This window comes from Pseudomonas sp. G166 (genome assembly GCF_037027455.2).
In the GTDB taxonomy this organism is placed as follows: Bacteria; Pseudomonadota; Gammaproteobacteria; order Pseudomonadales; family Pseudomonadaceae; genus Aquipseudomonas.
This window is the reverse complement of sequence record NZ_CP146985.1, coordinates 4,950,168-4,975,491: the sequence shown is the minus strand read 5'-3', so window position 1 is coordinate 4,975,491 and position 25,324 is coordinate 4,950,168. Positions and strand designations below refer to the sequence as shown.

The 25,324-nt window shown below is 60.7% G+C and carries 26 protein-coding genes; 7 read left to right on the top strand and 19 right to left on the bottom strand.

Going from position 1 to position 25,324, the window contains the following annotated elements:
* Positions 1 to 81: 81 nt before the first annotated feature.
* The gene (locus tag SGN16_RS21870; RefSeq protein ID WP_335945332.1) at positions 82 to 2,160 is read right to left on the bottom strand and encodes a carboxy terminal-processing peptidase; all 2,079 of its coding nucleotides are present in this window, start codon (positions 2,158 to 2,160) and stop codon (positions 82 to 84) included.
* Positions 2,161 to 2,299: 139 nt separating this feature from the next.
* Between SGN16_RS21870 and SGN16_RS21865 the strand changes: the two genes are divergently transcribed.
* The 3 genes from SGN16_RS21865 to SGN16_RS21855 all read left to right on the top strand — a co-directional run bounded on the left by SGN16_RS21865 (position 2,300) and on the right by SGN16_RS21855 (position 5,032).
* Positions 2,300 to 3,262 carry a zinc-binding dehydrogenase gene (locus tag SGN16_RS21865; RefSeq protein ID WP_210639984.1) on the top strand — a complete coding sequence of 321 codons (963 nt, stop codon included), beginning with the start codon at positions 2,300 to 2,302 and terminating at the stop codon, positions 3,260 to 3,262.
* Positions 3,263 to 3,593: 331 nt separating this feature from the next.
* A complete protein-coding gene (locus tag SGN16_RS21860; protein ID WP_335945308.1) occupies positions 3,594 to 4,229 on the top strand; it encodes a DUF1326 domain-containing protein in 636 nt (211 codons plus the stop codon).
* Positions 4,230 to 4,231: 2 nt separating this feature from the next.
* A complete protein-coding gene (locus SGN16_RS21855; protein ID WP_335945307.1) occupies positions 4,232 to 5,032 on the top strand; it encodes a DUF2182 domain-containing protein in 801 nt (266 codons plus the stop codon).
* Positions 5,033 to 5,143: 111 nt separating this feature from the next.
* Here SGN16_RS21855 and SGN16_RS21850 read toward each other — a convergent pair whose 3' ends face one another.
* The 6 genes from SGN16_RS21850 to SGN16_RS21825 all read right to left on the bottom strand — a co-directional run bounded on the left by SGN16_RS21850 (position 5,144) and on the right by SGN16_RS21825 (position 10,542).
* On the bottom strand, positions 5,144 to 5,797 hold the full coding sequence (locus SGN16_RS21850; protein WP_210639978.1) for an HAD family hydrolase: 654 nt from the start codon (positions 5,795 to 5,797) through the stop codon (positions 5,144 to 5,146).
* Between the two features lie 46 nt (positions 5,798 to 5,843).
* On the bottom strand, positions 5,844 to 6,833 hold the full coding sequence (locus SGN16_RS21845) for an ABC transporter ATP-binding protein (RefSeq protein ID WP_210639976.1): 990 nt from the start codon (positions 6,831 to 6,833) through the stop codon (positions 5,844 to 5,846).
* Positions 6,830 to 7,630, bottom strand: a complete 801-nt coding sequence (locus SGN16_RS21840; RefSeq protein ID WP_335945306.1) for an ABC transporter permease — start codon at positions 7,628 to 7,630, stop codon at positions 6,830 to 6,832. The genes SGN16_RS21845 and SGN16_RS21840 overlap by 4 nt, the downstream gene beginning before the upstream one ends.
* On the bottom strand, positions 7,617 to 8,453 hold the full coding sequence (locus SGN16_RS21835) for an ABC transporter permease subunit (RefSeq protein ID WP_178084325.1): 837 nt from the start codon (positions 8,451 to 8,453) through the stop codon (positions 7,617 to 7,619). The genes SGN16_RS21840 and SGN16_RS21835 overlap by 14 nt, the downstream gene beginning before the upstream one ends.
* A 5-nt stretch (positions 8,454 to 8,458) precedes the next feature.
* Complete coding sequence (locus SGN16_RS21830; RefSeq protein WP_335945305.1) at positions 8,459 to 9,265, bottom strand: alkaline phosphatase family protein; 807 nt, start codon at positions 9,263 to 9,265, stop codon at positions 8,459 to 8,461.
* Positions 9,266 to 9,474: 209 nt separating this feature from the next.
* Positions 9,475 to 10,542, bottom strand: coding sequence for an ABC transporter substrate-binding protein (locus SGN16_RS21825; RefSeq protein WP_210639955.1), 1,068 nt, complete (start codon positions 10,540 to 10,542; stop codon positions 9,475 to 9,477).
* Positions 10,543 to 10,891: 349 nt separating this feature from the next.
* Here SGN16_RS21825 and SGN16_RS21820 point away from each other — a divergent pair, with 349 nt between their 5' ends.
* Positions 10,892 to 11,623 carry a UTRA domain-containing protein gene (locus SGN16_RS21820; RefSeq protein ID WP_210639951.1) on the top strand — a complete coding sequence of 244 codons (732 nt, stop codon included), beginning with the start codon at positions 10,892 to 10,894 and terminating at the stop codon, positions 11,621 to 11,623.
* A gap of 7 nt (positions 11,624 to 11,630) precedes the next feature.
* Here SGN16_RS21820 and SGN16_RS21815 read toward each other — a convergent pair whose 3' ends face one another.
* From SGN16_RS21815 to minC, 6 genes are all read right to left on the bottom strand, one after another.
* Positions 11,631 to 11,813: a hypothetical protein gene (locus tag SGN16_RS21815; protein ID WP_210639949.1), complete on the bottom strand. Its 183-nt coding sequence runs from the start codon at positions 11,811 to 11,813 to the stop codon at positions 11,631 to 11,633.
* Positions 11,814 to 11,972: 159 nt separating this feature from the next.
* Positions 11,973 to 13,262: a M18 family aminopeptidase gene (locus tag SGN16_RS21810; protein WP_210639948.1), complete on the bottom strand. Its 1,290-nt coding sequence runs from the start codon at positions 13,260 to 13,262 to the stop codon at positions 11,973 to 11,975.
* A gap of 286 nt (positions 13,263 to 13,548) precedes the next feature.
* Positions 13,549 to 14,184 (bottom strand): RluA family pseudouridine synthase, encoded by a 636-nt coding sequence (locus tag SGN16_RS21805; protein ID WP_335945304.1) that lies wholly within the window; start codon positions 14,182 to 14,184, stop codon positions 13,549 to 13,551.
* A 100-nt stretch (positions 14,185 to 14,284) separates the two neighbouring features.
* A complete protein-coding gene (gene minE, locus SGN16_RS21800) occupies positions 14,285 to 14,539 on the bottom strand; it encodes a cell division topological specificity factor MinE (RefSeq protein ID WP_003179111.1) in 255 nt (84 codons plus the stop codon).
* Positions 14,539 to 15,351 (bottom strand): septum site-determining protein MinD, encoded by an 813-nt coding sequence (gene minD / locus SGN16_RS21795; RefSeq protein WP_003179114.1) that lies wholly within the window; start codon positions 15,349 to 15,351, stop codon positions 14,539 to 14,541. Before minD ends, minE begins: the two co-directional genes overlap by 1 nt.
* 201 nt (positions 15,352 to 15,552) lie before the next feature.
* On the bottom strand, positions 15,553 to 16,290 hold the full coding sequence (gene minC / locus SGN16_RS21790; protein ID WP_210639946.1) for a septum site-determining protein MinC: 738 nt from the start codon (positions 16,288 to 16,290) through the stop codon (positions 15,553 to 15,555).
* Positions 16,291 to 16,408: 118 nt separating this feature from the next.
* Between minC and SGN16_RS21785 the strand changes: the two genes are divergently transcribed.
* Together SGN16_RS21785 and SGN16_RS21780 are read left to right on the top strand one after the other, a co-directional pair.
* On the top strand, positions 16,409 to 17,341 hold the full coding sequence (locus tag SGN16_RS21785; RefSeq protein WP_335945303.1) for a lipid A biosynthesis lauroyl acyltransferase: 933 nt from the start codon (positions 16,409 to 16,411) through the stop codon (positions 17,339 to 17,341).
* A 36-nt stretch (positions 17,342 to 17,377) separates the two neighbouring features.
* On the top strand, positions 17,378 to 18,532 hold the full coding sequence (locus SGN16_RS21780) for a patatin-like phospholipase family protein (protein ID WP_210639942.1): 1,155 nt from the start codon (positions 17,378 to 17,380) through the stop codon (positions 18,530 to 18,532).
* A gap of 222 nt (positions 18,533 to 18,754) precedes the next feature.
* Here SGN16_RS21780 and SGN16_RS21775 read toward each other — a convergent pair whose 3' ends face one another.
* The 6 genes from SGN16_RS21775 to puuE form a co-directional block, all read right to left on the bottom strand.
* Positions 18,755 to 19,540 carry an outer membrane protein OmpK gene (locus SGN16_RS21775; protein ID WP_210639940.1) on the bottom strand — a complete coding sequence of 262 codons (786 nt, stop codon included), beginning with the start codon at positions 19,538 to 19,540 and terminating at the stop codon, positions 18,755 to 18,757.
* A gap of 490 nt (positions 19,541 to 20,030) precedes the next feature.
* Positions 20,031 to 21,332 carry a urate hydroxylase PuuD gene (locus SGN16_RS21770; RefSeq protein WP_210639939.1) on the bottom strand — a complete coding sequence of 434 codons (1,302 nt, stop codon included), beginning with the start codon at positions 21,330 to 21,332 and terminating at the stop codon, positions 20,031 to 20,033.
* Between the two features lie 51 nt (positions 21,333 to 21,383).
* On the bottom strand, positions 21,384 to 21,887 hold the full coding sequence (locus SGN16_RS21765; protein ID WP_018612495.1) for an ureidoglycolate lyase: 504 nt from the start codon (positions 21,885 to 21,887) through the stop codon (positions 21,384 to 21,386).
* Positions 21,888 to 22,007: 120 nt separating this feature from the next.
* Positions 22,008 to 23,003 carry an allantoicase gene (gene alc, locus SGN16_RS21760; RefSeq protein ID WP_335945302.1) on the bottom strand — a complete coding sequence of 332 codons (996 nt, stop codon included), beginning with the start codon at positions 23,001 to 23,003 and terminating at the stop codon, positions 22,008 to 22,010.
* A 68-nt stretch (positions 23,004 to 23,071) separates the two neighbouring features.
* A complete protein-coding gene (gene uraD, locus SGN16_RS21755; RefSeq protein WP_335945301.1) occupies positions 23,072 to 23,587 on the bottom strand; it encodes a 2-oxo-4-hydroxy-4-carboxy-5-ureidoimidazoline decarboxylase in 516 nt (171 codons plus the stop codon).
* Complete coding sequence (gene puuE, locus SGN16_RS21750) at positions 23,584 to 24,525, bottom strand: allantoinase PuuE (RefSeq protein WP_210639929.1); 942 nt, start codon at positions 24,523 to 24,525, stop codon at positions 23,584 to 23,586. Before puuE ends, uraD begins: the two co-directional genes overlap by 4 nt.
* A 412-nt stretch (positions 24,526 to 24,937) precedes the next feature.
* On the opposite strand from puuE, the gene uraH reads away from it, so the two are divergent.
* Complete coding sequence (uraH, locus tag SGN16_RS21745; RefSeq protein ID WP_058546670.1) at positions 24,938 to 25,291, top strand: hydroxyisourate hydrolase; 354 nt, start codon at positions 24,938 to 24,940, stop codon at positions 25,289 to 25,291.
* Positions 25,292 to 25,324 lie beyond the last annotated feature (33 nt).

Sequence of the window (25,324 nt, the reverse complement as noted above, 5' to 3'; positions counted from 1 at the left end):
GCGCCCGGTCCTGTATTTCACGACAGAATGATGTCAGTTTGATGACGCTGCGACGAGCAACACCATTAAATGGCCATCATCTTAGTGCTTGGCGACGGCCGTGTTGAGTTTCAGGTAATCCAGCAGGATTCGCCCGGTCTCGCTCAGGTAGGCATCGTCTTCCGGCTTGGTTTTTTCCGGTTCGGTGATCAGGTCTTCGTCCTCTTTCTTCAACTCTTTGAGCGGCTCTTCGCCCTTGGCCTTGCGACGCAGGTTTTCCATGACCAGTTGCTTGGCTTCGATGTCGGCATGCTGGGCGCGACGTTCGGCTTCGTTGAGCGTGACAGTTTTCTCCAGCATCAGCTTTTGCGCCAGGGCCAGCTTGTCGCGGATGAAGACAAACTCTGCGTCCTGGGCCGTGCGGGTGTCATGCTCGGACTTGAGCTGAGCCAGGAACGGCTTGAACGGGTCCACGGCCGGTTTGATCGCCGGGCGGATGGTGTCCCACGGCATGGCTTCGGGCAGGGCGCTTTCGCCGATTTCCTTGGTGTCGATGATCGACGGGTAATCGATATCAGGCAGTACGCCCTGGTGCTGGGTACTCTGGCCGGAAACCCGGTAGAACTTGGCCAGGGTCAGCTTCAGTTCACCGTGGTTGAGCGGCTGGATAGTCTGCACGGTGCCTTTGCCGAAGGTCTGCCCGCCGATGATCAATGCCCGGTGATAGTCCTGCATGGCGCCGGCGAAAATCTCCGAGGCCGAAGCCGACAGGCGATTGACCAGCAAGGCCATCGGCCCCTTGTAGAACGCCCCGGGGTTTTCGTCTTCCAGCACATCCACCCGGCCATCGGCGTTACGCACCAGCACGGTCGGGCCTTTGTCGATGAACAGGCTGGTCAACTCGGTGGCTTCCTGCAGGGAGCCGCCGCCATTGTTGCGCAAGTCGATCACCACACCGTCGACCTTTTCCTTCTGTAGCTCGGTCAGCAGCTTCTTGACGTCGCGAGTGGTGCTCTTGTAGTCCGGGTCCCCGGCGCGGAACGCCTTGAAGTCCAGATAGAAAGCCGGGATCTCGATGATGCCGAGCTTGTAGTCCTTGCCGTCCTGCTTGAGGTTGAGGACCGATTTCTTCGCCGCCTGTTCTTCCAGCTTCACCGCTTCACGGGTAATCGACACGATCTTGCTGGTCTGGTCGTTCGGCGCATTGCTGGCCGGGATGACTTCCAGGCGCACCACCGAGCCTTTGGGGCCACGGATCAGCTTGACCACTTCGTCCAGGCGCCAGCCGACCACGTCGACCATTTCCTTGTTGCCTTGGGCGACGCCGATGATCTTGTCCGCCGGGCTGACCTGTTTGGTCTTGTCCGCCGGGCCCGCGGGTACCAGGCGCACGATCTTCACTTGATCGTTATCGCTCTGCAGCACCGCACCGATGCCTTCCAGGGACAGGCTCATGTTGATGTCGAAGTTTTCCGCGTTATCTGGCGACAGATAATTGGTGTGCGGGTCGTAGGACATGGCGAAGGTGTTGATGTACGCCTGGAAGATGTCTTCTGCGCGGGTCTGGTCCAGGCGAGCCAATTGGTTCTTGTAGCGCTTGGTCAGGGTTTCCTGGATCTGCTTGGGTTCCTTGCCGGCGATCTTCATGCGCAGCACCTCGTCCTTGACGCGTTTGCGCCACAGGTCATCGAGTTCGGCTGTGCTTTTGAGCCAAGGGGCGTCCTTGCGATCGACCAGCAAGGTTTCCTTGGTATTGAAGTCGATCTTGTCGACGCCTTTGTTCAGCTCGGCAAGGGCGAAATCCAGACGCGCTTTCACGCGGTCCAGGTAGCGCTTGTAGATAGTGAACCCGGCGTTCAGGTCGCCGCTCTTGAGGAAGTCGTCGAACTGGGTTTTCCACTTGTCGAATTCGGCGATGTCGCTGGCCAGGAAATAACTGCGCGACGGATCAAGCAGCTTCAAGTAGCTGTCATAGATGATGATCGAACGCGCGTCATCGAGCGGCGGCTTGCTGTAGTGATGGCGCTTGAGCAACTCCACGACGTTAAGGCTGGCAATCACCTCGTCACGATCGGGCTGAAGCTTGTCCCAGCTGTTGGCTGCGAACGTATCGCTCGACAGCGGCAACAGGCCAAGGCCAATGACAAGCGCGAGGGCGGTGCTGGGGAACAGGTGCTTCATGCTGATTCGACGCAGGGACAATTGATAACGCATATTAGGCCGTCTTTGAAGTCGCCGGTTCCATGTGGCCCGGGCGCATAATGCAAGAAAGCCCGGCGTTGAAGCAGCGGGCCCAGTCGAGACTCACTATGGAGGCACCGTGAAAGCATTGCAAGGCGTTGAAGGCCAAGTGGTATGGGCAGATGAGCCAAGTCCGGCGTGTGATGTCGGGCAAGTTCGCATTCGTGTGGCGGCTGCGGGCCTGAATCGGGCCGATTTGTTACAAAAAGCCGGGCTTTATCCGCCGCCACCCGGTGCCAGCCAGGTGCTGGGGCTGGAATGTTCCGGGGTAATCAGCGAGGTCGGGCCGGGTTCGTCCTGGCAGGTGGGCGACCGCGTTTGCGCCTTGCTGGCCGGTGGTGGGATGGCCGAGGAAGTGGTGGTCGATAGCCGGCATGTCTTGCCAGTGCCCGAGGGCCTGACGTTGGCTGAAGCGGCCGCGCTGCCTGAGGTCTACGGCACCGCGTGGCTGAATTTGTTTCAACTGGCCGGGCTCAAGCCGGGTGAAAAAGTCCTGCTGCACGCAGGGGCCAGTGGCGTCGGCTCGGCTGCGATCCAGTTGTGCAAGGCGTTTGGCAATCCGTGCTGGGTGAGTGTCGGTTCGGCTGACCGCTTGAGTTATTGCGAAGCGCTGGGGGCCCAGGGCGGTGTTGTGCGCACCGATGGCCTGGAGAGTCTGGACGACTTCGGCCCCTTCGACGTGATCCTCGATCCGGTGGGCGCCAACTACGCCCAGCTCAACGTGAAACTTTTGTCAGTTGACGGGCGCTGGGTGCTTATTGGCCTGATGGGTGGGCGCGAGGCGCAACTGGATCTGGCGCAGATGCTGGGCAAGCGTATCCAATTGCTCGGCTCGACCTTGCGCAGCCGTGACGATCAGTTCAAGGCCGACCTGATCAGCGAGCTGGGGCAGCAGGTGTGGCCACTGTTTGCCGACAAACGCCTGAGCCCGCAACTGGCCAAGACCTTCGCGATCACGGATGCCGAAGCGGCGTTCGCGGAGCTGGCGACCAACAAGGTGTCTGGGAAGTTGGTGTTGGTGATCGATGAGAGCCTGAGCTAATCCGGGCGTCGCAAGAATCTGTGGGAGCGAGCCTGCTCGCGATGGCGGTGTGTCAGCTAAATCAATGCTGGCTGGCCAAACGCCATCGTGAGCAGGCTCGCTCCCACAGGACTCTGTGGTCTGGCGCTAGTTCCCGCGTTGCGCGGCATATTTCAAGGGGCTGGATAGGCAGGCCCGCGCCTACATGACTGGCACCCTTATCCCTATCGACGATGGCTTTCACCTTTGGTCGGCAGCCCGTATCCGAGGCGCGCGCCCTGCTAGCGTTAATTAATGGAGGGATGGGGGTAACCGCAACTTTCATTTCACCCACCAGGTGAAGAGGTTGATCATGGCCATCGCCGAATGGCGCATGCAGGGCGTCGAATTCATTGCCTGCAACTGCAATTGGGGTTGCCCCTGTCAATTCGATGCACCACCGACCCATGGCCACTGCCAGGCGGTGGCGTCGATGCGAGTGGAGCGCGGGTATTTCAATCAGGTAGCGCTGGAAGGCTTGTGCTGGGCCGCTACCTTCGCCTGGCCGGGCGCCATCCATGAGGGCAATGGCAGTTGTCAGGTGTTCATCGATGAACGTGCCGACGAGGCGCAACGCCAGGCCCTGCTGACCATCCTCTCTGGCCTGGAGAGCGACCCCGGGGCCAACGTGTTTCAGGTGTTCAGCAGCACCATGACTGAAGTGTTCGAACCGCTGTTCGTGCCCATCACCCTGTCCATCGATGTCGACCAGCGCTTGGCGCACCTGGACATTCCAGGCGTGCTGCAGGCCAGCGGCGAGCCGATCCGCAGCCCGATCGACGGTTCACCTCACCGAGTCCGCCTGTCCCTGCCCAACGGCTTCGAGTTCCTTGAGGCCGAAGTCGCCAGCGGCAGCTATCAGACGCATTCAGCCCTCAAGCTACAATCCCAGGACAGTCATAGCCACCTCGCCCACGTGCACTTCACCGGCCATGGCATAGAGCCGTAAAGATGGCAGAGCCTCAGGCGGCGACCCAGGGCAAGAGACTGACCGGCGAGCAGTTGCTGTTGCTGCTCTGCCTGCTCGCGCTGACCGCCCTGGCCTGGCTGATGCTGCTGCGCATGGCTCGCGATATGAATGCGCCGGGTGGCATGGCCGATGCGGCAATGGCCGGCATGCTCATGCCCTGGAGCCTGGGCGATGCTCTGCTGATGTTCGCCATGTGGGGGGTGATGATGATCGGCATGATGCTGCCCAGCGCCGTGCCTATGCTGCTGATCTACCAGCAGATGCTGCGCAAACGCATGCCGGCACCGCAGCGACACCTGGCTTTGCTGCTGTTCTGCAGCGCTTATGGCCTGGTCTGGGCTGGCTTCGCCCTGGGCGCCACGGCGCTGCAATGGGCGCTCGAGCAGCTATCCCTGCTCAGTCCGGGGATGCGCGTCACCAGTACCGCGTTGGGCGCCGGCCTGCTGCTGGTCGCAGGCGTCTATCAGTGGCTGCCAGGCAAGGCGGTCTGCCTTGAGCATTGTCGCGGGCCGCTGCACTTTCTTCTCAGCTACTGGCGCCCCGACGTGTTCGGCGGCTGGCGCATGGGCCTGGCCCATGGCGCTTACTGCCTGGGCTGCTGCTGGGCCCTGATGGGCCTGCTGTTCGTGGTCGGCGTGATGAACCTGCTCTGGGTGGCAGTGATCGGTGCCTTCATCCTGCTGGAGAAAAACCTGTCGCAGGGACTCTGGCTCAGTCGTCTCTGCGGTGTGTTATTGCTTGGCTGGAGCCTGTGGCTGCTGCTGGGCTCCAGCCTCGGGTAGAAACCACACTGAACCTGTGGGAGCGAGCTTGCTCGCGATGGCGGCGTGTCAGCTAAATCAATGTCGGCTGACCCAACGCCATCGCGAGCAAGCTCGCTCCCACAAAGGGGCTTATTTCCAGGTATGGATTGGCCACCCGGCCAGTTCGGCATGGGCCTTCAACACCGGGTCCGGGTTGACTACGTGGGGGAAGTCCACCCGCAGCAATAGCGGCAAGTCATTGCGCGAATCGGAATAGAAACTCGCGCCCTCCAGGTTTTCTTCCTCGGCATCCAGCCAGTCCAGCAGTCGTGCGATCTTGCCTTCGCGGTAGGTGAGGATGCCCTCGGTCTTGCCGCTGTACACCCCATGGGTCACTTCAAGATTGATCGCCAGGATCTCGTCGATGCCCAGGCGTTCGGCAATCGGCTTGACCAGATGCGTGCCTGAGGCCGAGATCACCAGGATCCGGTCGCCGGCCTTGCGGTGTTCGGCGATGGTCTTGGTGGCGTCGCTGAAGATGATCGGTTCAATGAAGTCTTCCACCCACGGCGCCACCAGGTGCTCGATTTCTTCCGGGGTACGACCGATCATCGGTTCCAGGCTGAAGTCCATGTACTCTTCCATGCTCAGCTTGCCGTGGCTGTAAGCGTCCATCAGCGCGTTGTTGCGCTGCATGAACGATTCGGGATCGACCCAGCCCAGGCGCCCCATCTGTTCGCTCCAGAGGGTGGCGCAGTCGCCGTGGATCAGGGTTTCGTCCAGATCAAAAATTGCCAGGGCCATCAGCGCGTTTCCCTTTTCAAAATCAGCTTCAAAATCAATAAAGCCATCAGGCTACCTCACACAGTGCCGACGGATCGATGGAAAGTGACAGACGTGTGCCATCGGGGTGCAGATCGGCAGCCGAGCGATTGAGCACATCCACTACCAACTCCACGCCACGGGCCTCCACTCGGTAACGAATCACGTTGCCCAGAAGGCTGTGGCTGCGAATCAGCGCATCGGCCTGGCCGTTGTAGCTCAGCTCGATGGCTTCCGGGCGAATGGCGATGCGGCCGTTCACCGGACGTTGCAGCAGTTTGCTGGCGCTGTCGGCGTCCAGCAGGTTGTAGTTGCCGATAAAGCCAGCGGCAAAGACATCGACCGGCGCAGTGTAGAGGGTTTCGGCATCGCCGCTTTGTACGATCTTTCCCTGGTTCATCAGGAAAATCCGGTCGGACATGGTCAGGGCTTCTTCCTGGTCGTGCGTGACAAAGATCGTGGTCAGGCCCAGCTCGCGCTGGATCTGACGGATCTGTTCGCGCAGGTGTTTACGAATCCGTGCGTCCAGGGCCGACAGCGGTTCGTCCAGCAGCAACAGGCGCGGGCGGGTGACCAGGGAGCGGGCCAGGGCCACGCGCTGGCATTGGCCGCCAGAGAGTTGATGGGGATAGCGGGCGGCAAAATCATGCAGTTCCACCAGGCGCAAAATTTCCAGCACCCGCTGGCGGCTGTCCTCGGCCTCGACCTTTTGCATGCGCAGGCCAAAGGCGACGTTCTGCTCCACGGTCATGTTGGGGAACAGGGCGTAACTCTGGAACACCATGCCGATCCCGCGTTTCTGCGGGCTTAGCGGGACGATGTCTTGGCCGTCCAGCAGAATCTGGCCGGCATCCACTGCGGTCAGGCCGGCAATGCAGCGCAACAGCGTGGACTTGCCGCAGCCGGAAGGGCCGAGGAGGGTGACGAATTCGCCTTTGCCGATCTCGCAGTTGATGTCGCTGAACACCGGCGTGCCGGCGTAGCTTTTTTGCAGGTGTTGGACGCTGACGTAGCTCATTGGCTTTTGTCCTTGTTCAAGATGTTGGCCGCCCAGGTCAGGACCAGTACGAAGAAGAAGTAGGAAATCACCAGGGCACTGGTGAAGTGACCGCTGCTGTTGCGCATGTTGTTCAGGTACACCTGCAGGGTTTCATAGCGGGTACCGACGAGGATGTTGGCAAACACGAATTCACCGAACAGGAACGAGAAAGACAGCAGTAACGCCACCATCAAGCCCTTGCGCAGGTTTGGCAGCACCACCAGCAGCGCTGCCTGGAAGGTGCTGGCGCCAAGCAGTTGGGCGGCGTCCATCAGGTCGCGCAGGTTGATGGCTTGCAGGTTGTTGGTGATCGCCCGGTACATGAACGGCAGGGCGACGGTGAAGTAGCAGCCGATCAGGATCCACGGCGTGCCCACCATCGCCAGCGGCCCGGAGCCATAGAGTTGCAGCAGCCCCACCGACGACACCACCGGCGGCACCGCGAAGGGCAGCAGGATGAGGATGTTCATCAGCGCGTCGAGTCTGGGGAAGTGGTAATGCACCACGAACAGCAGCGGCAGAATCAACACCACCGAAAGCACCAGCGCGCCGACGCAGACGATCAGTGATTGACCGAAGGCGTGGAGAAAACGCGGATCGCTCCACAACTGCACATACCATTTGAAGGTAAAGCCGCTGGGCAGCACGGTGGCCGACCAACTGCTGGCGATGGAGTAGACCAGCGTGCCCGCCAGAGGCAGTAGCAGGATGGCGAACAGCAGGTACACCACCAGCCGATGATAGAGCCCGACGGAGCCCGATTCAGCGCGAGACATGGTAGCTCCTCTTGAGCAGCAACTGATGGACGATGGTCACCACGGTCATCAACGCCACCAGCACCACGGCCAGGGCGCTGGCCATGTTCGGGTCGAGGGAGATGTCGCCGGAGACCATGGCGGCGATGCGAATCGGCAGGACGTTGAAGTTACCGGTGGTCAGCGCATAGACCGTGGCATAGGCCCCCAGGGCGTTGGCCAGCAGGATCACGAAGGTGCCCAGCAGCGCCGGGGTCAGCACCGGCAAGCCGATGTGCCGCCAGAACTGCCAGCCGTTGGCCCCCAACAGCGCGGCGGATTCACGCCAGTCTTCGCGCAGGGCGTCGAAGGCCGGATAGAGCAGCAGTACACCCAAGGGAATCTGGAAGTAGGTGTAGAGGATGATCAACCCGGTTTTCGAGTACAGGTTGAAATCCTCGATGATCCCCGCCTGCTTGAGCATGATCGTGATGCTGCCGTTGAACCCCAGCAAGATGATGAAGGCGAAGGCCAGGGGCACGCCGGCAAAGTTGCTGGTCATGTTGGCGAAGGCGTTGACGAAGTTGCGCAGCCGCGAATCGACCCGGCGCAGGGAGTAGCTGCCGAGCACGGCGATGACGATACCGAACACGCTGGACCAGAAGCTTATTTCCAGGCTGTGCTGGATCGCTTGCAGGTAGAACTTGGAGCTGAAGATCTTGCTGAAGTTGGCCAGGCCCCAGCCGAACTCTTCCGATTCCAGGCTGTTGATCAGCACCCAGAGCAGCGGGGCGATCTGGAACACGATGAAGAAAATCGCGAAGGGCACCAGGCACAACGCTGCCAGCCATTTGCCGCGCGTCATGGCGTTCACTTGAGTAACTCCTGGCAGTAGGGTTTGTCGTGGTCAACGCCGAGCAACTGGCAAATGGTGCCGCACAGTTCGGTCTGCCGGGGCGTGGCAGCCGGATCGAGGCTGAAGCCGTCGCCGAGGACAAACAGCGGTACTTCCCGTTCTTCGGCCAGCAGGCCGTTGTGGGAGCGGTCGTTGTTCATGCCGTGGTCGGACGTCACCAGCACCTGATAGCCGCCGTCGAGCCAGGCTTGCAGGTAGACCGCCAGGTTGATATCGGCTGAGCGCGCGCTGTTGCGGTATTGCGGGGTGTCCAGGCCGTGCTGGTGGCCGGCATCGTCGATGTTCATCGGGTGCACCAGCAAAAAGTTCGGCAGGTAGCGCTGACGCAGGTGTTCGGCATCGGCGAACAAGTGGGAATCGGGGTAGTGGTCATTCCAGTAGAAATGTCCGTGCTGGATCGGCAGGTCAGGGTTGTCGGTATGACGATCCCGGCCGGCGATGAACGGTGACACGTTGTACAGCTCGCTGACCCAATGATACGCAGCAGCGGCGGTACTCAAGCCGGCTTGGGTGGCATAGTGGAAAATGCTGCGCTGGTTCGACAGGCGCGAGACGTTGTTGTGCACGATCCCGCTGTCGAGGGGCACGACGCCGGTGAGGATGCATTCGTAGAGCGGACGGGACAGGGCGGGCAACTCACATTCCAGTTTGTAGAGGGCCGCGCGTCCTGCGCCGACGTAAGCCTGCAAATGCCCCATGGCATGCCGGGCGACTTCATAATTGAGGCCGTCGAGCACCACCAGGATGACGTTGTGCTTCATGGGTAGCGGGACTCCGGACAGATACCAGGAAACTCGGATTCACCTCGGCCAATGTGGGAGCAGGCCTGTGGGAGCAAAGCTTGCTCGCGATGCTGGCGACACGGTGCAACTGTGAGACCGTGTCATCGTTTATCGCGAGCAAGCTTTGCTCCCACAGTGCTTGCTCCCACAAGGGATCCTCAGTGGATATCCGAGCGGGAGCTAGCGCCTTACTTCATCTCGACGATTACTTGTTCATTCCACATCTGCGGCAGTGCCTTGGAGGTTTTCTCCCACGCATCCGCGTCTTTGATCGGGGTCACACCTTTGTACTGCTCGTTGGGCAGCAGCTTGGCCTTGACCTCTTCCGGCAGGGTCAGGTGCTCGGCGCGGATCGGACGGGCGTTGCCCTTGGCCAAGTTGATCTGGCCGGCGTCGCTGAAGATGTATTCGCGCGCCAGTTTGGCGGCGTTCGGGTGCTTGGCGTATTTGTTGATGATGGTGGTGTAGCCGGAGATGACCGAGCCGTCGGACGGGATCAGCACGACGTAATCATCCGGATTGGCCATCTTGGCCTTGTAGCTCAGGCCGTTGAAATCCCAGACCACACCCACTTCGACTTCACCTTTTTCCATGGTGGCGATGGTCGGGTTGGCCATGGACAGGCGCCCTTGCTTGGCGATCTCGGCAAACATCAACAGGGCCGGCTGAAGGTTCTTCTCGTTGCCGCCGTTGGCCAGGGCCGCTGCCAGCACGCCGTTGGCAGCCTGGGCCGCAGTGCTCACGTCACCGATGGAGACTTTGTATTTGCCGGTTTTCAGGTCGGCCCACTTGGTCGGTGCTTCGGAGCCGTGCAGCAGTTTCTTGTTGACGATGAAAGCGATGGTGCCGGTGTAGGCCAGCGCCCAGTTGCCGTCCTTATCCTTGGCCCAGGCTGGAACCTGTTCCCAGGTGCTTGGCTTGTAGGGTTGAACCACGCCTTGCTTGACCGCGATCGGGCCGAAAGCCGCGCCGACATCGCCGATATCGGCGCTGGCGTTGTCTTTCTCGGCGGCGAACTTGGCGATTTCCTGGGCCGAGCTCATGTCGGTGTCGATGTGTTTCAAACCGTAGACTTTGGCCAGGTCGTCCCAAGTGCCTTTCCAGTTTGCCCAGTCATCGGGCATGCCGACGCTGTTCACGGCGCCTTCCGCTTTCGCAGCGGCTTCCAACGTTTTCAGATCGGTGTCAGCAGCCATGGCGGCGGTGCACATGGCAATGGTCGAGCCTAACAGTGATGCCAGGAAAAGCTGTTTCATCCGAAGCTCCTATGGGCGTTTTCAACGCTGCGATTGCGGTTGTGTTGGTCTAGGTCAGCAATACCTGAGCCAATGTAGGCAAGCCCTGTGACATTTTGATGTCGGTGTTGGCGGTGTGAGGAAATGTCAGGCTCGGGCGCAGTGGCTGCGAATTAAGCGTAGACCATGGTTAAACAGCTGATCTGAAAGGACTTGGCCGTTAATTTGCAGGCTTGGGCAACAACCGTTCGGCGGTTCTGTCATCTGCCAGTCATGTGCAGTGCCTAGGCTTGCGGGAACGAGAAGCGGATCGATGCGCCATCGATTTCGCCCTGAAATAGTGCTGGTCTAGTCCAGATAGGTAACGTTGATGCGCGTCGAGACAACTAAAGCGGTGACAACCATTGGCCAAGTCCTGCAAGAGCAGCTCGACCATGGATTATTGGCGCCCGGTAGCAAGTTGCCGGCCGAGCGCAAGCTCAGTGAGTTGTTCGGGACCACGCGCATTACCGTGCGCGAAGCCTTGTTGCAGCTCGAAGCCCAAGGGCAGATTTATCGGGAGGAGCGCCGGGGTTGGTTCGTCTCGCCACCACGCCTGGCCTATAACCTGATGCAGCGTAGCCACTTCCACGCCATGGTCGCCGCTCAAGGGCGGGTGCCTTCTACCCAAGTGATCTCGGCGCGCCTGCAGCCGGCGTCGGCGGCGGTGTGTGCCTGGCTGCAACTGCCGGCGCTGTCCAGCGTGATCCAGATCTGCCGTGTACGGCGTATCGACGAGCGCTTGGTGTTGTACGTCGAGCACTACCTGAACCCGCAGTACTTTCCGGACATTCTGGAGTTCGACCTCAATCAGTCCATCACCGAGCTATACGCCCGCCACTACGACTTGCACTACGGCCGGGTGAGGTTCGAAATCGTGCCCACCTCTTTACAGCCCGAAGCCGCGGCGGCGCTGAAAGTCTCGGTGGGCAGCCCCGGGCTGCGGATTGCCCGGGTCAACTATGACCAGCATCAGCGGCTGATCGATTGCGACCTGGAGTTCTGGCGCCACGATGCGATTCATGTCGGGGTGGACGTGCCGGAGCAAGCGCCTGCCGCATGAGGGGAAGTCAGGCCGACTCGTTGAGTTTGGCCAGGATGCGGAACAACACCGTGGCGAGGATCAGCAACATGCCGATCCACATGGCAAAGACCCCGACATTCTTGTCTCGGAAGTTGAAGCCAATGGCCAGCAGGATCATGCCTGCGATGACGGGCACCAGCATGGCGTTGAATGAAGACATGGAGATCATGTGAGACAGCCTTGTCGGGGGAGGATAAGGGCAGTCTAGTTGGGGTTTTGTCGGATGGGGATGATGTATGTCACGACCTCCCTCAATCCAGAGGCAAGCGCTGTTGTGGCGAGGGAATAAATCCCCTCGCCACAACAGCATGCCTGCGGTTCAAGCAGGCTACGGCAACTCGCGACTCGCATAGAACGCGCTCAACACCTTCACCAAATGCGCCAGGTCATGGCTGCCGCACAGCTCGCGGATCGAATGCATGGCGAAGGTCGGCAGGCCGATGTCCACGGTGCGCACGCCCAACTGGCTGGCGGTGATCGGGCCGATGGTCGAGCCACAGCCCATGTCGCTGCGTACCACGAAACTCTGCACCGGCACTTCCTCGGCCATGCACAGATGACGGAAGAACCCAGCGGTTTCGCTGTTGGTGGCGTAGCGCTGGTTGCTGTTGACCTTGATCACCGGTCCGGCATTGAGCTTGGGACCATGGTTGGCATCGTGCTTGTCGGCGTAGTTGGGGTGCACGCCGTGGGCGTTGTCCGCCGAAACCAGCAGGGATTTCTGAATGGTCCTTACGAACTCTTCACCTTCGGGCAACAGGCGCCGCAGGGTCTGTTCCAGCATCGGGCCGTCGGCGCCGCAGGCCGAGCAAGAACCGACTTCCTCGTGATCGTTGCACACCAGCACGCAGGTTTCGTCGGTGTCGGTGTTCAGCAGGGCCTGCAGGCCGGCGTAGCACGACAGCAGGTTGTCCAGGCGCGCGCCGGCAATGAAATCGCCATGCAGACCAATGACCGCCGCGCTTTGCGTGTCGTAGAAGCTCAGCTCGTAATCGAGCACCACGTCGGCGTTCAGGCCGTGTTCGCGGGCCAGTTGATCGGTGAGCACAGCGCGGAAGTCAACGCGCTCGTCGCCGGCGAACTGGGCAAGGATCGGTGGCAGCTCATTTTGCGGGTTAATCGCCCAGCCCTGGTTGGCTTCGCGATTGAGGTGGATGGCCAGGTTCGGAATAGTGGCAATCGGTGCCTTGAAATCGATCAATTGGCTTTCGACCTTGCCGTCGCGGCGGAAGGTCACGCGCCCGGCCAGGGACAGGTCGCGGTCGAACCACGGCGCCAGCAGCGCACCGCCGTATACCTCCACGCCCAGTTGCCAGAACCCATGGCGTTGCAGTTCCGGCTGCGGTTTGACCCGCAGGCAGGGGCTGTCGGTGTGGGCGCCGACCAGGCGGATGCCGTCGTGCAGCGGTGAATTGCGGCCCAGCTTGAAGGCGATGATCGAGGAGTCGTTGCGCGTGACGTAATAACGACCGTTGGCCTCGGTGACCCAGGTCTCGCGCTCGTCAAGACGCTGATAACCCGCCGCTTCCAGGCGCTGGGCAAGGGTGGCAGTGGCATGGAACGGGGTGGGGGAGGCCTTGAGGAAGTCGATCAGGCCTTGGTTCAACTCTGCGCGCATAAATAGCTCCAGACAGCAATGGGCGGGAGTTTACCGTATTGGTGGTCGATGGGGAGGATGGGAGGCGGGTGATATCCGTGTTGAATGCGCCACCGTCATCGCGAGCAGGCTCGCTCCCACTAGGGATTTGTGGTGAACACAAGCTCTGTGCACGCCTGCGCTCCAATGTGGGAGCGAGCTTGCTCGCGATGAGGCCGGCACATTCAACATCAATGCAAACTGACCCACCGCTATCGCGAGCAAGCTCGCTCCCACAGGTTTTGTGGCCTGCTTGCGGATACATCCCTCAGAACGGTGCAGGGCACTCGAAGCGCAGGCGCTCGCCGCTTTGCGGGTGGGTGAAGCTGAGCATGCTGGCGTGCAGGCATAGGCGTGGCCAGGCGGCGAGTGCTTGCGGGTGAGCATAGAGGCCGTCGCCCAGCAATGGATGACCGATGGACAGCATGTGCACGCGCAACTGATGCGAGCGTCCAGTGATCGGTGTCAGTTCGACCCGACACCAATCGTCACAACGCTCCAGCACGCGCCAGAAGGTCAGGGCGTGTTTGCCGTGTTCATGGTCCACTACGTGGCGAGGCTTGGTCGGCGGGTCATAGCGCAGCGGCAGGTCGATGCTGCCGCTGTCCAGCGCCGGCTGGCCCCAGCACAACGCGGTGTAGGCCTTTTCTGTTTCTCGATCATGAAACTGCCGAGACAGCTCGCGATGAGTGTCCGGGTCACGGGCCAGCAGAATGATGCCGGAGGTTTCCCAGTCCAGTCGGTGCACGATCCGTGCTTCCGGATAGCCGTTTTCCTGCAGGCGGGTGATCAGGCAGTCTTTGTTGTCGTCGGCCCGACCGGGCACCGACAGCAGCAGGGTCGGCTTGTCGACCACCAGGACGGCGGCGTCCTGATGGATGATGCGGATATTGGACAGGGGCATTGAAGCAGTCTCGTAACAAACGCCAACGGCGGCGCGGGCACTTGCTCCAAACTAAAGAAGGAGCAAAGCGCCCGAGCCGCCGTGGCTCCCGCAGGATCTATCAGCGATCCGGCAGGGTGATATTGAGTTCCAGAATCGAGCAACTGCCCTGGCTTTCCAGTGCCACATGCACGTCATCGCTACCGATGTTGACGTACTTGCGGATCACTTCCACCAGTTCCTTCTGCAAGGCTGGCAGGTAGTCAGGGGTACTGCGTTGGCCGCGTTCGTGCGCCACGATGATCTGTAGACGCTCTTTCGCGACCGAGGCGGTACTGGGCTTTTTGTTGGCACGAAAGAAGTCAAAAAGGTTCATTACCTACCTCCAAACAGGCGCTCGAAGAAACCTTTCTTCGTTACATCGAGGAAACGATGCTCTACGGTTTTGCCCAGCAGGCGATCGACGGCATCGCTGTACGCCTGGCCGGCGTCGCTCTGGTCGTCGAGAATCACCGGCACGCCGGAGTTGGAGGCCTTGAGTACCGCTTGGGATTCCGGGATCACGCCCAGCAGGGTAACGGCAAGGATTTCCTTGACGTCTTCGACGCCGAGCATTTCGCCGTCGCTGACCCGTTGCGGGTTATAGCGCGTCAGCAGCAGGTGTTCCTTGATCGGTTCTTCGCCTTTTTCGGCACGCCGCGATTTGCTGGCCAGCAGGCCCAGCATGCGGTCGGAGTCACGTACCGACGAGACTTCCGGGTTGGTCACGACAATCGCTTCGTCGGCGAAATACATGGCCAGGTGGGCGCCTTTTTCGATACCGGCCGGGGAATCGCAGACTACGAACTCGAAATCTTCCTTGAGTTGCATCAGGACTTTTTCCACGCCTTCCTGGGTCAGCGCGTCTTTGTCACGGGTCTGGCTGGCGGCCAGCACGTAGAGGTTCTCAAGGCGCTTGTCCTTGATCAGGGCCTGCTGCAGGTTGGCCTCACCGTTGACCACGTTGACGAAGTCGTAGACCACGCGACGCTCGCAACCCATGATCAGGTCGAGGTTACGCAAGCCGACGTCGAAGTCGACGATGACTGTTTTGTGGCCGCGCAGAGCGAGACCGGTACCGATAGCGGCGCTGGTGGTGGTCTTACCCACACCACCCTTGCCGGATGTAACCACGAGAATCTTGGCCAAGGTGTTTCACCCCTAAGGAAAAAGGACTTTGTCAGTCCCTGAAAAACATCTCTGGAAAACTGCTGCAATTGGACAGGCTTGGCTGGAATCGGATGCTGGGCGGGGTCTACCTCCGGTAAACACTGCCTGATCCTTTTTCCTACGTCGTTTAAGCCGTTTTCGCTACGTTTTAGAGATGCTTGGAAAATGCGGCAGTATCCGTTAAAGCCGAATGATGTTCAACACGTCGCCCGACAGGCTGACCTGGACGCCGGCCCCCCACAGCGGGTCGCGGCGTAAATCCTCGGAGACCTTGTACTGCCCGGCGATGGAGACCAGTTCAGCGCTCAATTGCTGACAGAAAATCCTGGCCTTCGTGTCACCCTTGACGCCAGCCAGCGCACGGCCGCGCATCGGGCCGTATACATGGATGTTGCCATCGGCCAGAAGTTCCGCGCCCGGGCTGACTGAGGACACCACGACCAAATCGCCACCCTGGGCATAAATCTGCTGCCCGCCACGCACTGGCGAGGTGATGACGCGGGTAGGCTTGATGGTGGGCTCCGGCGGTTTTTCCGGGGTTTTCTTCGGCTCGACCGGGCTCAGTTCCAGCAGACGCTCGCGGGCGCCGGACGGCGGCAATACCGGAATGTCGATGGCGATGGCCGCGGCGATGTCTTCGATGCGGCTGGCGCGGATCGCCAGGGTGCGCAGGCCATGCTGGCGGCAAACGCGCATCAGGCCCGGCAGGTCCACCGCGCCTTCGCCGGCCGGCAGCTTGTCCAGGGCCAGCACCAGCGGGGCATTGCTGAAGAAGTTCGGCGCCTGGGCGACTTTGGCTGCCAACTGCCGGTCAAGGCTTTCCAGGTCATTGCGGGCCAGCTCCAGCACCGTAATGGCGAGCATGCTGCCCTTCAGCTGGAACACGGGATCTTGGTCTAGCGGTTCGGTTTGGCTCATGGTCGGCGTACAACGGCTTGTCACTAAAAGTGCCGAGACTTATAACGAGATCGTCCGCGAGCCGCAACCCGGGTCGAACAATGTAGAATGCGCGGCCCATGTCTTTATGGAAGCTGTAATGGATCGCCCGCGTTTACGAGCTGCTTTTTTTCATCCGCGTTTCTGGCTGCTATGGTGCGGCCTGGGGCTGTTGTGGCTGATCGTCCAGTTGCCTTATCCCTTGCTGCTGCGGGTCGGTCGTGCCCTCGGCGCGCTGATGTACCGGCTGGCAGGCGACCGACGGCGCATCGCCCGGCGCAATCTGGAGCTGTGCTTTCCGGAAAAATCCGCTGCCGAGCGCAAGCGCTTGCTCAAGGAAAACTTTGCCTCCACCGGTATCGCTTTCTTCGAAATGGCCATGAGCTGGTGGTGGTCGCGTTCGCGCCTGGCGAAGTTGGCCCATGTCGAAGGGCTGGAACATCTCAAGCAGGCCCAGCGCGAGGGCAAGGGCGTGATCCTGATGGCGTTGCACTTCACCACGCTGGAAATCGGCGCGGCCTTGCTTGGCCAGCAGCACACCATCGATGGCATGTACCGTGAGCACAAGAACCCGCTGTTCGACTACATCCAGCGCCGGGGCCGCGAGCGGCACAACCTCGACTCCCTGGCGGTGGAGCGTGATGACGTGCGTGGCATGCTCAAGTTGCTGCGCGCTGGTCGGGCGATCTGGTATGCGCCGGATCAGGATTACGGCGCCAAGCAAAGTATCTTTGTGCCATTGTTCGGCATCCAGGCGGCGACGGTCACCGCCACCAGCAAGTTCGCCCGCCTGGGCAAGGCCTTGGTTGTGCCATTCATCCAGGAGCGCCTGGCCAATGGCAGTGGCTATCGCCTGGTGATCCAGGCACCGCTGGACAATTTCCCGGGCGAGACCGAGGAAGCCGATTGCATCCGCATCAATCAATGGGTGGAACGGTCGGTGAGTGATTGCCCCGAGCAATACCTCTGGGCCCACCGGCGCTTCAAGAGCCGTCCGCCGGGTGAGCCGAAGCTGTACGAAAAACGCGGCTGAGTTTTTTTGATATCACCTTGAGCACGGAGCCTTGCGATGACCCCAGCTGAACCGGTTACAGGTTTGATTCTTTCCGGCGGCGGGGCTCGGGCGGCGTATCAAGTGGGGGTATTGGCGGCAATTGCCGAATTGTTGCCCGATGGTGCGCGCAATCCGTTTCCGGTGATCGTTGGCACCTCGGCCGGGGCGATCAATGCGGTCAGCCTGGCGAGCGGGGCGATGGACTTCAAGACCGCCGTCGAACGGTTAACGGCATTCTGGCAAGCGGTGCGCAGCCATCAGGTGATGCGCAGCGATTGGAGGGGCGTGGTGGGCCAGGCAACGCGCTTCATCAGCCACAGCCTGCTGGGCCTGGGGGCCAAGTTGCCGGTGGCGCTGATTGACAGTTCGCCGTTGCGCGAACTGCTCCAGGCCCAATTCCACGCCTCGGGTATCGAGCAAGCCATCGTTGAGCAGCAACTGCGGGCGGTGGCGGTGACCGCGTTCGGTTATGAGTCCGGCCAGGCCGTGACCTTTTATCAGGGTCGCGGCACCATCGATGCGTGGCTGCGCCACCGTCGTATCGGGGTGCCGACGCTGTTGTCGGTGGAGCACCTGCTGGCCAGCTCGGCGATTCCCTTGTTGTTCGCGCCGGTCAAGATCGGCCCGCAATACTTCGGCGACGGTGCCGTACGGCAATCGGCGCCCATCAGCCCAGCTTTGCACTTGGGGGCCAATCGCGTGCTGGTCATCGGCGTCAGTGGCAACCCGCGTGCCGCTGGTGGGCAAGATCCTTTGGATCGCAGCTACACGGGCCTGCAACCGACCCTGGCGCAGATCGGCGGCCATATGCTCAACAGCACGTTCATTGACAGCCTGGAGAGCGACATCGAGTTGCTTCAGCGCCTGAACGGCTTCAGTCACCTGCTGCCCGGTGATGTGCCGGCCCATACCTTGGGCGCGGCGCCCGTGGAGGTGCTGGTGATTTCGCCAAGCCAGCCCATCGATGAAATCGCCGCTCGCCATCGCCAGGAGCTGCCCCGCCCGCTACGGGTATTCCTGCGCGGGCCGGGCGCGACCAAGACCAGCGGCGCCGGCGTGCTGAGTTACTTGCTGTTCGAGGCGGGGTACTGCAGCGAGCTGATCGAGTTGGGGCGACAGGATGCGCTGGCGCAGCGCGAGGCGTTGAGCCGGTTTTTGGGGTTGTCCTGAGGCGCGATGCAAGCAAGCAGGCCCGCCGCCATCGCGAGCAAGTTCGCTCCCACATTGTTTATGTATTGGGCTCAGTTTCAGCGCCCACCGCAGGTCCCCTGTGGGAGCGCGCCTGCTCGCGATGACGGCGGTACATTCAAAATCAATGCAAGCCGACCCACCGCAATGGCGAGCAGGCTCGCTCCCACAAGGATCCCTGTGTACCCAGGATCAAGTGGGTGATCAGAAGTGATACTTGAGCAAGAAACTGGTGTTGCTCTGATTGGTCTTGAAGCCGTCGCTGTCTTCGATCCCGTACTTGTTCTTCCAGTAGTCATACTCGACACCTACATACAACTGCTTGGCGCCCAGCTTCAGCGCTTTGCCCAGGTCATATTTGATCTGCGGGTTGATGTGCAGGTTGGCGTGGTAGGTGCCCTTGGAATTGGTGTCGTTGTCCACGACCCAGTCGATGAAGCCGTCGATCAGAATGTCGGATGACCCCACCGGGATGGTGTAGGCCCAGACCGGGGTGATCTGCCAGACGTTGTCGCCGGCGCGTGGGCCTTCGGTCTGGCGGTTGTAGAAGTTCAGCTGGAAGTAATCGAAGCCGGGAATCGCCAGGTCGAAGCCCGGGCCGATCAGGTAGGACTCGTTGTCGCCTTCACCGAACTCGTACGTCATGGCCAGCAGCACATCCTTGATCGGGCCCAGTTCCAGCTTCTGGTCGAAGATCTTGCCGAACGACAGGCGCGGGCTGAACTCACCGTAGTAGGTGTTCGGGCCGGACTGGCTGTCGTCCTTGCCGTTGTAGAAGATCCGGTCGAGGAAGAAGAAGTTGTCGCCGTACTTCCAGGCGTCGGCGTGTTCGAAGGTCACGGTCTGCTGGATGCGCGGGTTGACCTGGAAATCCTTGCCGTACAGGTAGGTGAGGCTGTTGTTCTGCCATTGGAACAGGTCATCGGCCATCGCCTGGCCCCCAGCTAGCAAGGATCCGGCGAGTATCAGGCTGGTGCACGTACGTTTCATTCGGTTTGCTCCCAAAGGTAAGTGGTACCGCTTTCTTTTTCTGATCAGCGCTCTGGTGTGGCGCTTTTTTTCTACGGATAAAAACATCCGTTCGGTCAGCTTTTCGCTTGTGGCCAGTGCTGATAGCAAGAGCTGAGCCAAGGCCAGAAAAGGGCTCGTCCAGCTGCTCTTCGAACAGTCGTAAAGGGGTTTTCAGGGGCGCGTTTTTGTCCGCCGGCACCCGGATAAGTTGGCGGGGCGGTCAGGATCGGATGGTTGTTTGTTGTCAGCCAGCGTCGAACGGCCGCGCAGGATACGGGCTTGCCTTGACGGGCTCAAGTGCCCTGCAACGGCGCATGTGCGGCGAATTTGGGGCGTGATGGAGGGGCTGGATCATCTGGTGCTTTCCTCTTGTTTTTATTGTTGAGGCGCAGGCAGTCGCTGACGGGCGACCGGTGGTGAGCCGGTGCCTGTCAACGGTATTTCGGGTGACGGCGTTGGACGGCGTGACTCAGTTGGTCCGCGCGCCCTGGTTGATCCACGCACCGATCAGGTCACGTTCCTGCTGCGTCATCTGGGTGATGTTGCCCAGGGGCATGATCTGGCTGGTGACAGCCTGGGCCTGGATGCGCGCGGCCTGTTGCTGGATCTGTTGCGGCGTATCGAACATCACCCCGCCCGGCGCGGCGCTGAACAGCGGGCTGGTGGGCTTGGCCGAGTGGCAGACCGAGCAGCGCTCCTGGATCACGCTGTGGACCTTCTCGAACGACGGGCCCTGGGCGTTGGTGGCCTGGGTGGGCGCCGATGCCGGTGCGACTGGAGTCGTCGCCGGCTTCACACCACCTCCCACTGCCGTTTCCGGCAACGGTTGGTACTCGATCACGCCGGGGGCCTTGGCCACCTCCGGTGCGGTGGGCATGGGCTTGGGCCCCGTGACATAAGCCAGGCAGATCATCGCCAGGGCACCGACCGGCAGCGTCCAGGCAAACCGGTTGCTGTCATGGCGGGTGTTGAAGTAGTGACGGACCAACACCGCCGCCACGGCGATCCCGGCCAGGATCAGCCAGTTGTATTGGCTGCCGTAGGTGCTCGGGAAGTGGTTGCTGATCATGATGAACAGCACTGGCAGGGTGAAGTAGTTGTTGTGGCGCGAACGCAATAGCCCCTTGGCCGGCAACGCCGGGTCGGGTGTGCGGTGCTCGGCGATGGCCGCCACCAGCGCACGCTGGGCCGGCATGATGATGCGGAACACGTTGCCGACCATGATCGTGCCGATGACCGCACCCACGTGCAGGTAGGCACCGCGACCGCTGAACACTTTACTGAACCCATAAGCCGCGGCGATCAACAGCACGAACAGGATCAGGCCAAGCAGGGCAGGGCGCTTGCCCAGCGCCGAGTCGCAGAGAAAGGAGTAGACGAACCAGCCGACGAACAACGAACCGAGGCCCAGGGCGACGCCTTCGGGGCCGCTCAGGCTGCTACCGGGGGCCAGCAGGTAGACACTCGGGTTCCAATAGAACACCACGCACAGCAGCGCGATCCCCGACATCCAGGTGAAGTAGGCTTCCCACTTGAACCAGTGCAGGTTGTCCGGCATGGACGGTGGCGCGAGTTTGTATTTTTCCAGGTGATAGATGCCGCCACCGTGGATGGCCCACAGGTCACCGGCCAGGCCGTCCCTGGGGTTGACGCGATTGAGGTTGTTTTCCAGCCAGACGAAGTAGAACGACGCGCCGATCCAGGCCACGCCAGTGATCATGTGAACCCAGCGCACGCTCAGGTTCAGCCATTCCAGCATATGTGCTTCCACAGTCTTTACCTCTCGCCCGTCACGCTTGTCTTCGCGTGATCGGACCTTCTCTTATTGGTGGGGGGCGAGGATCAAAAGCTCATCCTCTTTGAAGAAATGCTCATCGCAGTTATTGCCTGTGCCACTGCGATCAACCACCAGGAAGTCATCCCGCTTTTCGATCGTCAGCACCGGGTGGTGCCAGACGCCGCGATGGTAATTAATGCCCTGCCTGCCGTTGGTGACGAAGGCGCGGACCAAGCCTGATACAGGTGCATCGCCAAGTGGCGCGACCACGATCAGAAAGGGGTTGCCGAGCAGCGGAATGAAGGCCTGGCTGCCCAGCGGATGGCGCTCCAGCATGCGTACGGTCAGCGGCATGTCCAGCGCGTCGGCGCGGAAGATGCTGATGATCGCCTTGTCGTCCGGCGTGGCGGTTTCCACCGTCGCCAGGCGATGGAAACGCATGGTCGAACCGTTGTTGATCATGAAGTGATCGCTGCCGTCGGTTTCGATCACGTCACCGAACGGGGCGAAGGCTTCTTTGGTCAACGGTTCGATCTTGAGTGTGCGCATGCTGGTCTTCTTACCTTGAGTTCTGTGTTGTTTGTCGTGCCGCCATCGCGAGCAAGCTCGCTCCCACAGGGGAATGCATTTCAAATGTGGGAGCGAGCTTGCTCGCGATTGGGTTCATCCTTATTTCGAGACCTTGCCGAGCACCCGCAGGCGACTCACCCCGCCATCCGGAAACACATTCAAGCGGATGTGGGTGATCGGCCCCAGGGCTTTGATCTGCTCGGCGAAGGTGTGTTCGGCGTGCATTTCCAGTTTCTGGCTCGGCAGCAGCTCGCGCCAGAACAGCGACTGGGTTTCGATCTGGCTGTCGGTGCCACCCTTGACGAACGCGCCCTGGATCGAGCAACTGTCCGGGTAGTTGCCCTTGAAGTGCAGGGTGTCGACGATGACTTTCTCGACCTCGCCGGCATGGCCGAGGGCGACGATTACCCAGTCATTGCCTGGGGTGCGACGACGGGCGGTTTCCCAGCCGTCGCCCATGTTGACGCCACGGCCTGGGTTGAGGATGTTGCTCATGCGGCCGAAGTGCTCGTCGGAGCAGGCCAGGGCGCGACCACCGTTAAGGGCCGCTGCCAGGTCGATCTGTTCGTTGTCGCCCACGGCCGACCAGTCGCGGTACGGAATACCATAGACCCGCAGCCGGGCCACGCCGCCATCGGGGTAGATGTTGAAACGCAGGTGGCTGAACGCCTGGTCGTTGCTGATCTCATGGTAGTGGTGGCTGTTGCCTTGCAGCTCTACCGCCGACAGCACTTCAGTCCACTGGGTGTTTTCGTCCGGCTCGCCGTCAGTCAGGAAGCAGGCTTCCAGGGAGGCCGACGGTGGGTAGTTACCGGTGAAGAATGAGGTGTCGATGTCCACGCCTTTGATCGACCCCGCCACGCCGAGGCGGATCACCGCGCTGTCGTAGCCTTCGAAGCGCTTGCGGCGCGACTCCCAGCCGTCCATCCACTTGCCGTTGTCATCGTACACGCCCTCTTTCCATACGGCCGGGGTCGGTTGGAACAAACGGTTGGCGTCGGCGAACCAGTCATCGGTGACCGAGATGATCTTGGTGCCCAGGCGGGCGTCGGCCAGGTTGACGAACTTCTCGAAAGGTACGGCGTAAGCTTTCATTCTTCTTGTCTGCCTTTAAATAAGTTGGCTGGGGATGCTTGCAGGATCCTGGGGCTCAGGGCTGCTCGCTAAAGGGTCAGTAGTCGGAACAACGCGATCTTGTTGATCTCTGCCAGCGCGCATTTGAATTCGGTGTCTACCGAGTGATGGATGCGCGTTTCGAACGCCGCGAGGATCTGATGCCGGTTGCTGCCTTTTACCGCCATGATGAAGGGAAACTTGAACTTGGCCTTATAGGCCTCGTTCAGCTCGGTAAAGCGCGCAAACTCGTCGCTCGAGCATTGGTGGATACCGGCGCCGGCCTGTTCGTTGGTGCTGGCTTCGGTCAGTTGGCCCTGGACGGCGGCTTTGCCGGCCAGGTCCGGGTGAGCGTTGATCAGGGCCAGTTGGCTGGCGTGATCGGCACTCAACAGGATGTCGCTCATGCGCTGGTGCAGGGTTTCGATCTGGTCGATGGACGAGTCCTGGCCCAGCTCGAAAGCCTTTTCGGCCACCCATGGCGAATGTTCGTAGATGTCGGCGAAGGCTTTGACGAACGCTTCGCGGCTCAAGGTGGAAGGCTTGAGGGTCTGGAAGGCGGTCATTTCGAAGCTCCTGGTTTCGACGCTCCCGGGCAAGGGTGAGTCTGCTGCCAGTGGCGGGCGATGTCGACACGGCGGCTGAACCAGACCTGTTCGTGGCTCTTGGCGTATTCGAGGAAGCGCTTGAGGGCGGCGAGGCGCGCAGGCCGACCGATCAGGCGGCAGTGCAGGCCGATGGAAAGCATCTTCGGTGCGTCGCTGCCTTCGGCATACAGCACGTCGAAGGCGTCCTTGAGGTATTGGAAGAAATCGTCGCCCTTGTTGAAGCCCTGCACCTGGGTGAAACGCATGTCGTTGGTGTCCAGGGTGTACGGGATCACCAGGTGCGGCTTGCCAGTGGGTGTGTTCGGTTCCCAGTAGGGCAGGTCGTCGTCGTAGGTGTCGCTGTCGTAGAGGAAGCCGCCTTCTTCCATCACCAGCCGACGGGTGTTGGGGCCGGTGCGGCCGGTGTACCAACCCAGCGGACGTTCGCCGGTGATCTCGGTGAGGATGCGGATCGCCTCGAGCATGTGCTCGCGTTCCTGGGCTTCATCCATGTATTGGTAGTCGATCCAGCGATAGCCGTGGCTGCAGATTTCGTGACCGGCGGCGACCATGGCGCGGATCACGTCCGGGTGGCGCTGGGCGGCCATGGCCACGGCGAAAATGGTCAGGGGAATGTCGAATTCCTTGAACAGCTTGAGGACCCGCCAGACACCGGCGCGGCTGCCATACTCGTACAGCGATTCCATGCTCATGTTGCGCTCGCCCTGCAGCGGTTGCGCTGCGACCATCTCCGACAGGAACGCTTCGGACTCCTTGTCGCCATGCAGGATATTGCGCTCGCCACCTTCCTCGTAATTGAGCACGAAGGACAAGGCGATGCGGGCATTGCCCGGCCACTGGGGGTGGGGAGGGTTACTGCCGTAACCGATCAGGTCGCGTGGGTAGTCAGCGCTCACTGCAGTCTTCCTTCTTGTTCGAACCATGTAGGTGGCGCCCGGGCGATGGGTCACAGCTGGCGTCACGACGATGGGGTGATTGTATACAACTTTATGTGTGATTTGTAAGCCTGATTTTTTGCATTTTTCACCGCTGTCCTGGGTTCGTCTACACTGCAAGAAACCTGCCCAGTTGGTCAATTAATCAGTGGAAGGCTAGCGTATCTGTTGGTTTGGCTTAAGATTGGTCATGAAGCATTGTTCAAATGCCCGTGGCCTAAATATGTGTTTTTTATTGTGTACAATTTTCTTTTAAAGTGTCTTAATTCGCTCATCGCCGTGGCGTTTCGTGCTCCGAAACGGTGCGGTCTGTCTTTCAACTGATTCAGGAGGCGTCGGGCCGGACTGCACCGCAGCGAGGCGCGCACAAGCAATGGGACGTTTGACTACTCACGTTTTGGATGCCGCACATGGCTGCCCGGGCAGCTCGATCAAGGTCGAGTTGTACCGTGTGGAAGGCTCGCAACTGCAACTGGTCGCCAGCGCACTGACCAACAGCGACGGCCGTTGCGACGCACCGCTGTTGCAAGGGGATGACTACCGTTCGGGTGTCTACCAGATTCAATTCCACGCCGGCGATTATTATCGCGCCCGTGGCGTCCAGTTGTCCGAACCGGCGTTCCTGGATGTGGTGGTGCTGCGTTTCGGTATTTCGGCCGAGCAGGAGCATTACCACGTGCCCCTGCTGATTTCGCCTTACGCCTATTCAACCTATCGAGGCAGTTGAGCCCCCAAGCAACTGCCTGGTCCTGGAAGCGAC